The organism is Peribacillus sp. JNUCC 23 (assembly GCF_053653995.1).
This window is the reverse complement of sequence record NZ_CM132202.1, coordinates 3,672,527-3,685,138: the sequence shown is the minus strand read 5'-3', so window position 1 is coordinate 3,685,138 and position 12,612 is coordinate 3,672,527. Positions and strand designations below refer to the sequence as shown.

The following is a 12,612-nucleotide window of genomic DNA, read 5'->3' as shown; positions in this document are numbered from 1 at the left end:
GATAAAAAGTAGCAACGGGAAAAAGTTTTTAAAAGGGTTTCTAGATTGAGTGATTGTATCCCGACTTTTCTATGGAAAAGGGGCGGTTTTTACATTTGAAAATAACTAACTTTGTTTTAACCCCGTTCTAAAATCAGAACAGGGTTATGCGTGTTTGTGGTTTTAAAATTAAAGAGCTATATTGTCTTACAAAAGCGACTAGCATTTATATAACATTTATACTCACAACCCGAATTTAATTTTAAAAAAATGGTGTTATATAAGGGGTTTTATTAATAGATTATTAAAAAATGTTATAGATTAACAAGATGTACCGTTATTTACAATTATCAAAAATTAAAATCAGTTAATATGAGATTTAAATCGATGGTATCCAAAAGAGTACACTGATAATGGTACTTTATTAAATTCACGGGTGCATTAGATGGGAGTAATTATAGGATATAAATCGAAAAAGTTTGGAGGTGTCTAATGTTGTTGAGAAAACAATAATAACAAATTTTAACACGGTTCGAACATGAATATTTGTAATTTTTAGAATGTGATAAAAAGCAATATGCGTGTAAATGAATCATCTATCGTAACATAAAGCCAATTAGTAGAATTTGTTGGACTAATATAAAGGGAGAAGAGATATGGAAGCATTAAAACTTAATGAAGTACCTGAAAAGCATAATGAAAAGGAAAGTAAACGTAACAAGACCTCTATTTATCGAATTGTTTGGAGATGGCACTTTTACGCAGGACTTATATTTTCCCCATTTTTAATTATTTTGGCTTTTAGTGGTGCGGTATATTTATTCAAGCCACAAATAGAATCAATGTTATATCAGGACCTCTACTATGTGAAGGAGAGTCATTCATCTCTGATCTCTCCTTCAGAGCAGATAAGTCTGGTAAAAGAAAAGTACCCTGAAGGGATTGTGAATTCGTATAAAACGTATGATGACCCATTACGAACATCAGAAATTAGTATTTCTAATGCTGGCCAATCACTTTCGGTATTTGTAGATCCATATACAGGTACAATAACTGGATCGCTAAATTCAGAAAAGAAATTTACAGAGATATTTAAAAAGCTGCATAGCGAATTAATAATAGGTGGTACATTCGCCAACCGCTTGGTGGAACTTGCTGCATGTTGGTGTGTAATCTTGCTTATAACTGGTCTATATATATGGTGGCCTAGAAATAAGGCGTCTATCTGGGGGACTATTCTACCTAGATTCAACAAGAAAGGCCGGATATTCTGGAGAGATATGCACGCTGTTCCTGCCTTTTGGTTATCGATATTTGTTTTGATTTTAATAGGGACGGGGCTTCCATGGTCAGGAGTAATGGGTGAACAAATAAACCGTTTCGCTACTGCTACTAATACAGGGACTCCTCCTTATGCGTACAGTTGGGATGCAAAACCAGAGTCTATCATTAGAACGAAAGATGTTGCACAAGATGGACCATGGGCAACTGAAAATTTAGCAGTGCCTTCTTCTAAAACAAGTAGTTATTCGACTATTTCACTGGAAGACGTTTCTTATATTGCTGGAAATAACAAGGTGGCAAAGCCTTATACCATATCTATGCCACAGTCAGAAAAAGGCGTATATACCGTCACAACTTCCCATACAAAACCAGGAGATAATGCGACATTAAACATTGATCAATACAGTGGAGCGGTATTAACAGATGTTCGCTTTAACGATTATGGAATTACGGCAAAGGCCATAACAGTCGGCATTGCATTACATGAAGGAAGATTATTTGGATTAGCCAATCAAATCATTGGTCTCATTGTATGTATGGGATTAATAGGGGTGGTCATTAGTTCATTTATCATGTGGAAAAAACGTAAACCTTCTGGTAAATTAGGTGCTCCTTCTAAAGTTCATGATAAGAAATTAACTAGAACTGTATTTTTTATCATGCTTGTATTAGGAATAGTAATGCCGTTAGTTGGTATTTCTATAATTTTGGTGTTTTTATTAGATCGTTTTGTTATACCTAAATTTAAGCCGTTAAGAGGATGGATAAATTAATAGAAGAAGAGAGGATATTTGAGTACCATGAGAAAATATATTTTCATACTATCTGCATTTATACTTGTTTGTATGATTAGTGGATGTAATGCAACTAGCAGTTCCTCTCAAGAAAAAATGCAAGTGATTGAAGCGGACATCATACTATCTGATGCTGTTTCACTGAACCAAGAATGTATATTTAAAGTTCATGTAACGCAGGGATCAAGCAATGTAGATGATGCACAAGATGTTCAATTTGAAATTTGGAATGCTACTACTCAAGATAGTGAAATGCTTCAAGCTGATTTTACAGGTAATGGAACATATACTGTTTCTAAACAGTTTAGTAAAGATGGAATCTATTATGTTCAAACTCATGTCAATGCCAGAGGACTTCATGTCATGCCTAAAAAACAACTTATTGTTGGGAAAGTCTCAGAAGAGGAAATAAATGCTTTAAGAGAAGAGCCTGTTAAGAAAAGCAATCATCAGGGTCATCATCATTGAACGATTGATTTAGATAAGAGAGATGTATGACAACACCGGTTTATTTTCCCCCATTATTATCGGTTATCCAGTTACAGTGGCAGGGGAAATTCCTGCCTTTTTCTTTTAGGAGAAAAGTTTCACCCTTGATATTTATAGAAAAGAAGTCTTTCAATTACTTTTAGAAATGCTCCAGGTGAACGAATCTCGTCCAATGGTGCATGTATGTTCATTAGTTTTGACAGCAATCTACCAAGTTCACCAATTTTTCACATGTTTTATCATGCGTCTACTTGTTTTATCTTCTAAACTTAAATATTCTTAAAGGAAATCTATATGAAAGCGAGGACACTAAAGCAATGAAAATATTGAACTACATAATGTTTCTCCTCGTTTTATCATTATTCATGCCCGCTGTGTCTGTTGCAGAAGGCACTTTACAATCTAAAATCGACGAGGCACAAAAGGGTGCCACAATTGAACTAAATGAGGGGGAGTATGAGGAAACATTGGTAATTACCAAGCCAATAACCCTAAAAGGAAAAGGTGAAGTCCTTCTTCGATCTTGTCAATCTGATCCGGTAGTTACCATGAGCGGTGAGTCAGTTACTCTAAAAAATATTAAAGTGGAACACTGTGGAGATGAAAAAGAAGATACAGCCATTTATGTTACTGGTTCCAATCATAAACTGGAGGGACTTGCTATTGAGACGACGCGTTTCGGTATTAGACTTGATAATGCGAATGGCGTAACGATCCAAGATAGCGAGATTGTTGGCAGGAAGCAAGGCAATGGGATTGATTTATGGAAATCCAATCAGAATACGTTTGAAAATCTTAAAATTACCAATGTTACGGATGGAATTTATTTGGAGCAAAGCAATGGGAATACTATACATAGGAATGATATCCAAATATCCCGTTACGGTATGCATCTCATGTTTTCAAATGAAAATGTACTTGACGAAAATGCATCTAGAGCGAATATAACAGGGACAATGTTAATGGAATCAAAGCGGACAGTCGTTAGTAATAATAAATTTTTGTCAAATAACAAAAGTGTGAATGCACAAGGACTGTTAATTTATTTGTCTACTGACACTGAAGTGATTGGAAATGAGTTTATCTCCAATCGTGTAGGCATTTTTATTGAAGAGGCTGAAAATAACCGAATAGATTCCAATAAAATCAAGGACAATTTTATCGGGGTACAATTTAAAAAATCGAACGGAAATAATATAATGCGTAATACATTTGTTGGAAATGTCAATGATGCACAGGCAATAGAAAGTGCAAATAATCAAGTTAATGGGAACTATTGGGATGCAGCAAGCAAGGTTGATGTAAATGGAGATGGCAAGAGTGAAATTGTCTATAGCGCTGATCCGTATTTTCTTACTTTGACAAACGCAGTTCCAGAGTATCAGCTATTTTTCCAAGCACCAGGGCTTATCCTGTTACAAAATATATTGAAAAGCCCGGCTGACCAATTGCTTACAGACTCAGCCCCTTTAATGAACATGACGATAGAAGTCGAAAAAGAAAGATCAACGAGTTTTAGTTTATGGATCATAAGTGTAGTAATGATTTTATCCAGTTTTAGTCTATTTATATTTGGGAGGAAAAGAAGATGAAGAAAAAACTGTTTAGTTTTATTGTGTTGGCAGGATTAATAATGATTCTTGCAGCGTGTGGAAATGATAAAGCGCAACCAGTTGCTATTAATGAAGCAACGGACACTTGTGAAACATGTAATATGGCTGTTATTGACAACCAATATGCTACCCAGATCATTTTGGAAAACGGAAAATCTATGGTTTTTGATGATGTAGGTTGTATGTACGAATGGGTAACTAAACATGAAAATGAAAAAATTGATGCTGAATTTGTCCGTGATTATCATGATAAAGAGTGGATGTTAGTGGACGATGCAACTTATGTATATAATCAATCGGTTAAAACGCCAATGGCTTATAATGTAATATCATTTAAAGATAAGGCTACTGCAGAAGAGTTTGCTGCGGAAAATGAAGGCAGTACGATAATGACTGCCAATGATTTAGCTGGCCATGATTGGAAGCAAAAGCAAGACAAAGCGAACCATTTACATTCAGACGGTGCAAAAGATGATCATAGCCATTCTCATTAATAAATAGAGGGCCGGCTCCGTTTTCGGACGGTCCCTTTTTCTTATCAAAAGCTTCATTTAATACTATGGGAAGAAATTAGTGGATTGAATTTAGACAATAAAGCTATTTATGGTGAAGAATTTTCGAAAAGAGGAATTAAGATGTGGAATATTTGGCACTCTGAACTGCGCATGACGATACGACAGCGATCTTTTTATTCTTTTTTAGTCTTATGGGTTACTGTACTTTCTCTCTTATTTTTAGTGCAAAGTAGCGCTCCATCCTTATCTGGATATACAAATATGACTGGAACTGTGGTCAATGTTGCCTTATATATCATTCCGCTTTTCATGTTGATCATTGGTTCCTTTTCTATCGCCAATGAAATGGAAAATGGACAATGGCGGTTGTTGAATACCTATCCTTTATTTTCTATATCGTACATATCAGGGAAAATAGGTGGTCAATTCACTGCTCAAGCGATCGTGTTTACGTTTAGTTATGGAGTTAGCTTGGCAATTGGACTAGTAAGTGGAAATGGTTTTTCTAGTGAATGGCTTCTGTCAATTTACTTTTTTTCTATGAGTCTAATTTTTTTCTTTCTCGTCCTTGGTATAACACTTGGATGTATCGTATCGACAAGGTGGCAGGCGTTATCAATATCAGTCATTATTTGGTTTTTCTTAATCATGATTTGGCCGACTGCGTTAATTGGTGTTTTAGGTTTGGTCCCTTATCCATGGATTGCCCCGTTAATGAAACTAGCCCTATTTACCAATCCAGCCGAATTTATTCGGGTGTCCTTAGTCATAAACCTTGATGGAGGAGCCGTTTTTGGGCAAGCATATGATTCACTTGTGCCCTATTTAGACCCACCTTATGGAATCCTTAATTATATTTTATATTTTATTGGATTTATGGCAATTACATTATTGTTTTCGATGCTCATGCTGGAATGGAGGAAAAGGCGATGACAGGATTAAAAGTGGAAGATGTCTCGAAAGTTTATAAAAAAAAAACAGCGTTATATCCATGTTCCTTTGAAGCAACGGAGGGAATTTGTGTTGTTTTATGCGGTGGAAATGGTGCCGGCAAAAGTACATTACTGCAAATCATTGCTGGTATCCTTTCTCCATCAAGTGGCACAACCTCTATTAACGGGAAAGGGATTATCTTAAACCGTGAGAATTATTTAACCGAAATTGGTTTTATGCCAGATGATTTCCATGCCCAGGAAATGATGACGATTGAAGAGTTCCTTAATTTTTATGGATCATTCCGGAAAGTGAAAAAAGATCGAGTAAACGAAGTAATCGATTTGATCGGTCTAGTTGACAAAAAACGTGAGTTAGTAAAAAGCTTATCTAAGGGAATGAGGCAGCGTCTAATATTCGGTCAATCAATTTTAGCCAAACCGAATGTCTTGTTATTAGATGAGCCGACAAACGGATTGGATCCCTACTGGGTAAATCGGTTCGTTGAAATTCTTAATCAGATTAAAAAAGAAGGCACAATCATTGTTTTTTCTACACATATGATGGATGTAGCAGCTGAGACGGGTGACGTCATTCTATTTATGAAACAAGGGGAAGTCATTGAGACAATCCATAATGAAAACAAAATAGAAGAGACGACGATGAAGTTGATGAAGCTTCATCGCCAATGAGAGTAGCTTAAGCGCTCCTTCCTCAAGTGGATAAAGCTACTTTTCACCTGTATACCCTGCTGCCGATAAAATCCGTACTTTTACCTGCAGCTAGCAAACCTGTGAAATTCGGTTCTCGTAGTGTTGCCCCGATTGTTATGCCTGTTTGGATTTTAAAATTAAATAACTTGATTGTCACTTTATACAAAGAGACCAAGGCTGTCCTAATTAAAGGACAGCCTCGGCCTCTTTTAATTAATTCACTTCATATTCACTCACATTGCGCTCGACAACTCTTGCTCCTTTTGCGCTAATGAATGATCCGGACGCTGTTGTGAACACATTGCTCGCTATGACTGTATCCATAGCGGTTTTCACAATTTCTACGTCAACCGGTTCAATTGGGTCAGTAACAGAAAGTGTTGCTGATTTACCACCTTCGGTTAGAAACAATAATTCTAGTGTTTTTGCCATTTGCTTCACCCCTTTCTTTCCTTAGAAAATTAATTAGATAGAACAGTTGTCCCGATTTGAGCGACTTTTGCGAGAGGGTGTATTTGTAACCCTGCGATTGCTTCAGTTGCCGCTAAAATATCATCTGAAGCAGCATCTGTTTTTACATTGGAAAATGATTTACGCTTCACAATCGGTATGCCTTTTTCATCCATGCCTGTTTCAAACTCTAAGCGGATCGTTACAGCTTCAAGAATTTCAATTGCCACGTTGCTCACCTCCTTTCACTTTCTTTATAAGAGTTAAAACGGAAAAAGTAGCATGGGTAAAAAAAGTTTTTAAAAGGGATTCTAGATTGAATTTCAATTTTTTAGAGAGTTAAAGGAATCCGCTTCAATGGTCGCTTAGAGCTATAGTCTTGCGGTCTTATTCGGTGTATGTACTATTTAAATTGACAGAATAATTCAGTTCCCTTATGGTTGAATGGAAATAGATGGGGGGGAATGGCTGACGGTAATGTGGAAAGTAAATAATCGCTATTATTTCGCTAACACAAAGGGGAAAGGGAGTAGCATGTTTAGAGAGAATAGGGAGGAGAACAGGACATGTGGTTTTTTTTCGCAGGAGCTGCGGCTATTTGCTTCGGGATTAGGGGAATTCTTTATCAATGGACGTCACAAAGACCGATTGATCGTAATCTATTACTTTTAGGTGTCTACATATCTGGTACTTTGATTGCTTTGATTAGTAATGTTATCGCCAAACAACCTTGGTCAATCGGTGCTTGGTATGGAGTTTTAATGGGATTGTTCTCATATATAGCCAACGCTTCTATGTATAGAGGGTATGCGGTGGGTAAGGCCTCGATTATTGCTTTATTTTCAGGACTGCCGCCGCTAGTTGTCGTAATTGTTGCCTATATACTATGGGGAGAGGTTCTATCAACCTGGCAATTAACCGCGTTTTTTATTGTCTTACTAGGCCTGATCCTTATTAAATATTCACAGGATTTAAAGCTCAATCAGTTAAAAGGGATTCAATGGGGAATTCTAACGATGCTTTTCTTCGGCTTTTCAGATGTGTCCATCAAACAATCAACCATTGCTGGCGCAGCTACACTACCTGCATTAATCATCATGTATGTAACCGGAACAGTATTGTTTGGTATTACCTGGGCCATTTCCTATGCAAAGAGTAAATCTACTGTTCAGGAAAAAGATCAGTATGAGGAAGCGCCAAACAAGACTACACAACAAAATAACATTCCACACTGGACTTTGAAAAGAACGTTAGGCTGGGGAATGTTTGTAGGGATTACGAATATAGCGGGCATGATGTTTCTCTTTCCCGCATTCCGCGAAGGGATCACCGGAATTGTTTCGGCCATTAGTGCAATGAGCGTTGCACTCGTCATTTTATATGCTCATTTTTATTTGAAAGAAAACATGAGTAAACGTGAAATTACGGGACTTGTCGTTACAGTTGTAGGCATTCTTGTCTTACGTCTAACCTCTTAAACAAGTACGCAGATAAAATGTTTATTCAAAAAGAGCAAAGTCGTTTAAGAGATGATAGTCTCTTAAGTTTTAAGTGTAAGGAAAATGAATGGGTAAAACTATTAGATGGAGAAGGTGGTTAAACGTATTAGATATAAACTGATCATGATTCAGCATTAAAGGACGGTCTGGAACGGTATTTGATTTATAATCGTAACGTAAAATATGAAATTGGTTTAAAGAAAAGAAGTAAAGGTTGAGATGAAAAGTCGATGTTACAAGAATCGCTCAATATGGAAGTATACACAAGAGAAATCGAGAAGTAATGGGCTAAAGTGAAGAGCAGACCGTACTTAAACGTACAGATACAAGCAGCATTATGATTGCAGCAAAGTGAAAAAAAGAAAAAAGCTTGCAGAGTGGTCAGATTGAGACCTGTCCTGCAAGCTTTTTTTGAACTAGAAACAAAAGATAAAGAATTTTCGTGAAAAAAAGAAAAATTTTACAAACAATTAATAATGTTGGGATTTAAAGTAAAAAAAGATAAAGAATTAGTAGGTGAAAACGCTGCATTTCATTAAAATATCGGGAATTGAATACAGAAAATTTATAATATAAATCAACGGATTAAATATGTCAAGAATTAGAAAATAAAACGAGTTGAGTTTTAAAGAGTTTAAAGGGAATTTCTCCATTTAGTAATTGAGAGAGTTTTACAAAAAGAGTGCTTCATAGGATAATAGGAAAAGATAACCATTACATTAGTTGGATAAAAGAGGTGTGCGACATGACATATCAAGAAATGAAAGTCACGATACCAGGTAAATACTTCCAATCTTTCGGGAGGAAAGTCTTGATTTCACAAATTAAATTCCAGACATTGCAAGCGATTTTTGAGATTGATCAAGAGGTTCAAAGAAAGTTAGATGTAAAGCGAAAATTTGAAATACGGGATTTTATTATTCAAACATTGGAGGAAAATGATTTCTATTTCTCGCCATTTATCTTCTCTAGTAGAGGAAACATTGTCGAAACCGATGGAGGTGGCGAACTTTCAGATGGTTGTAAAGTATATATACTTGACGGACAGCACAGAACTGCAGGATTGATCGCGGCGATTACTCACCTGCAAGGCTTACAAGAAACGGCAGAACTAATGGATAATCAAATGGAATTAAGGAAAGTTCAAGCACAAATAAAGAAGTTGAAGGGATACCCGATTAGCGTCCAAATTTATCTCGACTTAGACAAGCAAGAGGAGCAGCAACTTTTTTCAGATTTAAATACAAAAAGAAAAGAACCGCATTTAGGCTTGGTGATGCAGTATGATCAGCGAGACCATTATGCAGACATTACACGGCAAATTGCAAGCCGCTTGGCATCTAAAATGGAGATTGAAGATAAACTATCACGGATTTCGATGAGTAACTCGGCGCTTACTTCCCTCACAATCATGAGACGCTGTTTGCTTGCTCTTTTCGATGGAAACTTAACGGTTAGTACAAAACGGGTCAAGCTCGGAGGACTTACGAATGAAGAAGCTGTTACAATCGGAACGGCATTTTTTGAAACTTGGCTCACGATTTTCCCGAGGAATCCAGCGAATCGAAAGAAATTCACATCTGGCTATAGCGGTATCCAAATAGCACTTGGTTTGACAGCTTTTCTATTGCATAAACATCATAAACTCACCTACGAAGAAGCATTGCAGCAGATGGAGAAACTTCAAATATATTGTACATGGAAGCATGATGATCCACACTATCCTCACATCTACGACCAGCAAAAGAAACGAATCAATAATCACTCAAGAACGACAAGCATGCAAAAAACAGCGATAGCATTTTGCGACAGTTTGGAAAAAGAAAGGACATGGTAGGATGAGCCTTCAGGAATTACGTACAAAAAAAAGAAGCATGACTTCCTTTTCTATCGAAGAGCTAATCTCTCTCGTTCGAAATGGCCAAATACAGGTAAGAGAGACAGATCAGACAAGGGTCCGCTCTATCAGAAATTATTTATTGGAAAACGCCCTAACAGAAAATATTTATATTCCACCATTGATTGTGAACTTGGAGGAAGGAGAAATCAACGATTCATCTACAATGAAACTCTCAATTATTGACGGTTCACAAAGAATGAAAGCCTTCGTACAGCTAGAGGACAGCATTTTCAAAGCGTTAAAGTCATTTGATGATACGAAGGTAGAACAAGCCTATAAGCTGAAATACCTCATCAAAGAAACGCATATCGCACTCCAAGTATTTGAAAACCTCTCAGAAGCAGAAGCAGCGCAGCTTTACCTTGATGTGAATTTAAAAGGCAAGAAAGTAGCTCTCTCCAAGCGGATATCTTTTGATTCCCGGAACCATTTGAATGTCATCACAAATCAAGTGCTGCAAAGTCATCCAAATTTAAAAATAGCCGGGGTAGAGTTGGAAAAACAAAACATTATCCGACCAAAAAATAAAAATTTAGTTTCGCTATCCCAGTTAAGGCAAATCGTTGGTATCTTCATCACCGGTCACTTCGCAACGAACATTGAAGACAAGATCAAAACAACATATTTACAAAACGGGGAATACCTCCAACTCATCCACCTTTGGCTTGACCAACTCTTTAAGCTATGTCCGCCAGAGGAAATCGGTGACTATCACCAGTCTATGTTAGCAAGCTACCCAATCCTAACCGCCGTCGCTCAATTTGCCAACGACCAAATGGAGAATCAGCCCTTCACAAATCGACAAGAATACATCGTGAAGAGGATGGAGAGTTTACAGGATGTAGATTGGACACCGGATAATCCAATCTGGAGAGAAGTATTTAGTGGAACGATGAAAGGACGAAAGCCACTATTTTATCTGGCCAATGACAAAAGCAATATGAAAAAACTAAGAACTTGGCTTTATTCTTGTGGGAGGTGAGGTTTATCTGAAAATGGGAAATAATACAAAAAATAACCCATGAGCAAGGGTCCTCCGAAGACGTTGCTCATGGGCGTTTCAGTCAGGATGAATCCTGTCTTATTATCTAGTATACCTTTTTAAAATCATTAGTAAAGAATTGGCGATTAAAAAGGAAAACAGATCAAGTAGAGAAAGTGTATGGAAACAGAAAATGTATTGTGTATGGATGATAGAAATGAAGGATTGGTTTTAGCTAATAAAGTGAAACTTCAATCAGTGGGGGGCTTTATCCCCACTGATTGTTAGTTGAACCAATCGGGCTTTTACGGGCAGTTATCTCCCACCCTCGCTTCTTTGATTCCTCTAAGCCTTGAGGGAGGGGTCTTGACTTTCCGTTAATGCGGGATAAATCGGAACAAAGGAACGTATGAATAATCAATCACCTAAATGAGGAGTGTCAATGATGTTCAGTAAACGACTCTATATAATAAACAGAGAAACAGTATGCTTATTTTCCGAATATGACAAGCAAGGAAATGAAAATACGAGGGTAATAGAAGGAAAAGATTCTATCCTTGTTAAAAAGCCAATTAAAGATGTACTCGAAGAATCCTTTAACTATTATGCACGCGATTTAGATGGGGCCATAGTAGGAGCACGTTCGATTCTTGGCGGGAAATACTTTTTACCAGTTGCACTGAATGCCGAGCATGGGATTATTCTAGCTCCTTTCCATACATCAAATAGTAAAAAGAAAATCTGGATTGTTACTCCAAAAATCATTAGACCTGAAGTAATTTCTAATAAAAAAACAATTTTACACTTAATGCATGGACACAGCATTACTATTTCACTAAAAAGTGAACAAGTCGATAAACGGCGCGGATACGCAGCTGTGCTTCAGATTACTTTACAAGTACGTCATACGATTGAAAAAAGCAGGACTTTACTATATGAACCAGGTAGCGGCCTTACAATAATAGAAGAAAAGGGAGAATATAACTTGCATTTGAGAAAAGAGGGGAAGGAAGAAGAGGAAGAGGATACCCCAAAAGGGTAACGGGTTCTCTTTTGGGGTGCAAACATTGCAAAACACATCACATTTTTTGTCACTAATATCAATATAATTCTCAATGGAATTCTGTAATTAAATAACAATAATAAACGCAGAGAAGGGATAGCTTAATCGGTATCCCTTCATCTTAATTTCACTATCTAATCCCGTTGGTTGAAGAAAGTTGTTGTCTGTTTTTATTAAGTGTCTTCGTCGCTTTTGTACTCCAAAATATCACCTGGTTGACAATCCAAAGTCTTACAAATCGCTTCTAATGTTGAAAAACGAACCGCTTTTGCTTTCCCATTTTTCAGAATGGAAAGATTCGCCATCGTAATCCCAACCCTCTTGGAAAGCTCCGTTACGCTCATTTTTCGTTTTGCTAACATCACATCAATATTAATAATAATTGCCATATCCTCCAC

Annotated in this window: 13 protein-coding genes; 10 read left to right on the top strand and 3 right to left on the bottom strand. The window is 36.9% G+C overall.

Annotated features, from left to right (window positions below):
* Window positions 1–635: 635 nt before the first annotated feature.
* The 6 genes from JNUCC23_RS17565 (at window position 636) to JNUCC23_RS17540 (ending at window position 6,299) form a co-directional block, all read left to right on the top strand.
* The gene (locus tag JNUCC23_RS17565; protein WP_454212693.1) at window positions 636–2,036 is read left to right on the top strand and encodes a PepSY-associated TM helix domain-containing protein; all 1,401 of its coding nucleotides are present in this window, start codon (window positions 636–638) and stop codon (window positions 2,034–2,036) included.
* A gap of 27 nt (window positions 2,037–2,063) precedes the next feature.
* Complete coding sequence (locus JNUCC23_RS17560) at window positions 2,064–2,525, top strand: FixH family protein (RefSeq protein ID WP_454216123.1); 462 nt, start codon at window positions 2,064–2,066, stop codon at window positions 2,523–2,525.
* A gap of 338 nt (window positions 2,526–2,863) precedes the next feature.
* Window positions 2,864–4,138, top strand: coding sequence for a right-handed parallel beta-helix repeat-containing protein (locus JNUCC23_RS17555; RefSeq protein ID WP_454212691.1), 1,275 nt, complete (start codon window positions 2,864–2,866; stop codon window positions 4,136–4,138).
* On the top strand, window positions 4,135–4,653 hold the full coding sequence (locus JNUCC23_RS17550; RefSeq protein ID WP_403068552.1) for a nitrous oxide reductase accessory protein NosL: 519 nt from the start codon (window positions 4,135–4,137) through the stop codon (window positions 4,651–4,653). Before JNUCC23_RS17555 ends, JNUCC23_RS17550 begins: the two co-directional genes overlap by 4 nt.
* A 141-nt stretch (window positions 4,654–4,794) precedes the next feature.
* The gene (locus JNUCC23_RS17545; protein ID WP_454212689.1) at window positions 4,795–5,607 is read left to right on the top strand and encodes an ABC transporter permease; all 813 of its coding nucleotides are present in this window, start codon (window positions 4,795–4,797) and stop codon (window positions 5,605–5,607) included.
* Window positions 5,604–6,299, top strand: coding sequence for an ABC transporter ATP-binding protein (locus JNUCC23_RS17540; protein ID WP_062176285.1), 696 nt, complete (start codon window positions 5,604–5,606; stop codon window positions 6,297–6,299). The genes JNUCC23_RS17545 and JNUCC23_RS17540 overlap by 4 nt, the downstream gene beginning before the upstream one ends.
* Window positions 6,300–6,533: 234 nt before the next feature.
* On the opposite strand, the gene JNUCC23_RS17535 is transcribed toward JNUCC23_RS17540, so the two are convergent.
* Window positions 6,534–6,752 (bottom strand): DUF2922 domain-containing protein, encoded by a 219-nt coding sequence (locus JNUCC23_RS17535; RefSeq protein WP_454212687.1) that lies wholly within the window; start codon window positions 6,750–6,752, stop codon window positions 6,534–6,536.
* A 29-nt stretch (window positions 6,753–6,781) separates the two neighbouring features.
* The gene (locus tag JNUCC23_RS17530) at window positions 6,782–7,000 is read right to left on the bottom strand and encodes a DUF1659 domain-containing protein (RefSeq protein WP_454212685.1); all 219 of its coding nucleotides are present in this window, start codon (window positions 6,998–7,000) and stop codon (window positions 6,782–6,784) included.
* 336 nt (window positions 7,001–7,336) lie between these two features.
* On the opposite strand from JNUCC23_RS17530, the gene JNUCC23_RS17525 reads away from it, so the two are divergent.
* The 4 genes from JNUCC23_RS17525 to JNUCC23_RS17510 all read left to right on the top strand — a co-directional run bounded on the left by JNUCC23_RS17525 (window position 7,337) and on the right by JNUCC23_RS17510 (window position 12,193).
* Window positions 7,337–8,248: an EamA family transporter gene (locus JNUCC23_RS17525; protein WP_454212683.1), complete on the top strand. Its 912-nt coding sequence runs from the start codon at window positions 7,337–7,339 to the stop codon at window positions 8,246–8,248.
* A 766-nt stretch (window positions 8,249–9,014) separates the two neighbouring features.
* Window positions 9,015–10,106 carry a DNA sulfur modification protein DndB gene (locus JNUCC23_RS17520; RefSeq protein WP_403068566.1) on the top strand — a complete coding sequence of 364 codons (1,092 nt, stop codon included), beginning with the start codon at window positions 9,015–9,017 and terminating at the stop codon, window positions 10,104–10,106.
* 142 nt (window positions 10,107–10,248) lie between these two features.
* The gene (locus JNUCC23_RS17515; RefSeq protein ID WP_454212681.1) at window positions 10,249–11,151 is read left to right on the top strand and encodes a DNA sulfur modification protein DndB; all 903 of its coding nucleotides are present in this window, start codon (window positions 10,249–10,251) and stop codon (window positions 11,149–11,151) included.
* Window positions 11,152–11,596: 445 nt separating this feature from the next.
* Complete coding sequence (locus JNUCC23_RS17510; protein WP_454212679.1) at window positions 11,597–12,193, top strand: competence protein ComK; 597 nt, start codon at window positions 11,597–11,599, stop codon at window positions 12,191–12,193.
* A 194-nt stretch (window positions 12,194–12,387) separates the two neighbouring features.
* Here the strand turns inward: JNUCC23_RS17510 and JNUCC23_RS17505 are convergent, their stop codons facing one another.
* The gene (locus tag JNUCC23_RS17505) at window positions 12,388–12,603 is read right to left on the bottom strand and encodes a helix-turn-helix domain-containing protein (RefSeq protein ID WP_403068572.1); all 216 of its coding nucleotides are present in this window, start codon (window positions 12,601–12,603) and stop codon (window positions 12,388–12,390) included.
* Window positions 12,604–12,612: the final 9 nt, after the last annotated feature.